The sequence below is a fragment of the Streptomyces sp. ICN903 genome (assembly GCF_022015835.1).
Classification (GTDB): Bacteria; Actinomycetota; Actinomycetes; order Streptomycetales; family Streptomycetaceae; genus Streptomyces; species Streptomyces fenghuangensis.
On record NZ_JAKMAY010000543.1, the window covers coordinates 1 to 1,662 of the forward strand.

General features: G+C 76.5%; 2 protein-coding genes. Both read right to left on the minus strand.

The genetic code is table 11. From position 1 onward, the window contains the following. Positions 1-83: 83 nt before the first annotated feature. Positions 84-1,262: a cystathionine gamma-lyase gene (locus L7D48_RS28630; protein ID WP_237883991.1), complete on the minus strand. Its 1,179-nt coding sequence runs from the start codon at positions 1,260-1,262 to the stop codon at positions 84-86. Between the two features lie 63 nt (positions 1,263-1,325). Beyond that, positions 1,326-1,662: fructosamine kinase family protein (locus L7D48_RS28635; protein WP_237883993.1), on the minus strand; the 337-nt coding region annotated here is incomplete at its 5' end.

The following is a 1,662-nucleotide window of genomic DNA, read 5'->3' on the forward strand; positions in this document are numbered from 1 at the left end:
GCCGAGTCCCTCCACGCCCCTTCACACCCCTCCGCGCCGCCCCGCACGTCGGCACCCCCGTACGTCGGGAGCAGCGCCGTACGTCAGCCGCGCCCGGCTTCGTCCAGCGCCGCCCGGATGTCGGCGACCAGATCGGCCGCGTCCTCCACACCCACCGACATCCGCACGAAACCCTCCGGCACCGCGTCCCCGCCCCACCGGCCGCGCCGCTCGGCGGTGGAGCGCACCCCGCCGAAGCTCGTCGCGTCGTCCACCAGCCGCAGCGCGGCCAGGAAACGCTCGGCGAACCCCTTGTCCGGCAGCGTGAAGGAGACCACGCAGCCGAAACGCCGCATCTGCCGCGCCGCCACCGGGTGCGCCGGGTCGTCCGTCAGCCCCGGGTGCCGTACGTCGCGCACCTCCGGCCGCTCGCGCAGCGCCTCGGCGACGGCGAGCGCGTTCGCGGCCTGCCGCTCGGTGCGCAGCTCCAGCGTGGCCAGGGAGCGGTGCGCCAGCCACGCCTCCACCGGCCCGGGGATCGCCCCGACCGTCTTGCGCCACAGCCGCACCGACGCCGCCAGCTCCGGATCCCGGCACGTCACATAGCCCAGCAGCACGTCACCGTGGCCGGTCAGCGCCTTGGTGCCGCTGGCCACCGCGTAGTCGGCGCCCAGTTCCAGCGGCCGCTGGCCCAGCGGGGTGGCCAGGGTGTTGTCCACGGCGACCAGCGCGCCGCGCTCGTGGGCGGCGTCGGCCAGGCGGCGGATGTCGCACACGTCCAGACCGGGGTTGGAGGGGGACTCGATCCACAGCAGCGCCGCCCCGTCCAGGGCGTCGAGCTGTGCGTCGCCGCCGGTGGGCGCGGTACGAACCTCCACCCCCCAGCCCTCCAGCCGCTCGCGCATCGGGACGAGCAGGTTGTAGCCGTCCGAGGGCAGCACCACCACGTCGCCGGGCCGCGTCCGCGACAGCAGCACCGCGGAGATCGCGGCCATGCCGGAGGCGAAGACGGTCGTGCGCGCCGTCTCGTCGCCGGGGGCCTCCAGCTCGCCGATGGCGCTCTCCAGGCCCGTCCAGGTGGGGTTGCCGTCGCGGCCGTAGGAGTAGGGGGCCTGCGCCGGATCGCCGGGCAGGTGGAAGTGCGCGGCCAGCACCGGACCCGGCAGCGGCGGCGCGTACGGCTCCTCCTCGGGCAGCCCGGCCCGCACCACCCGCGTCCCGTCCCCGTCTCCGTTCCCGTGGACGCCGCCCCGCTCGTTCCGCCCGTCCCGCTCGCGCGTCATGTCCCGCTCCTCGTCGCTCTCCCCCGCCAGCCCGTCCGGCGCCTTCGAGCGTACGTGCGCGGCTCAGCCGAGCGCCGCCCGGGCCGCCGTACCGCAGCGGGCGCCGTAGCCGGAGCCGAAGAGGACGGCGTGCACCAGCAGGTGCTGGAGCTGGTGCAGCGGCACGCGCCCCCTGCGGCCGGGCAGCGGACGGACCTCCTCGTACGCCGCCAGCAGCCGCTCCAGGTGCGGGCAGCCGAACAGCTCCAGCACCGCCAGATCCGTCTCGGGGTGACCGCCCTGCGCGGCCGGGTCGATCAGACGGGCACGGCCGTCCGCGGACCACAGGACGTTGCCCGACCACAGATCCCCGTGGACGACGGCGGGCGGCTGCGGAAGGCCCGCCACCCCGCCGCCCGCC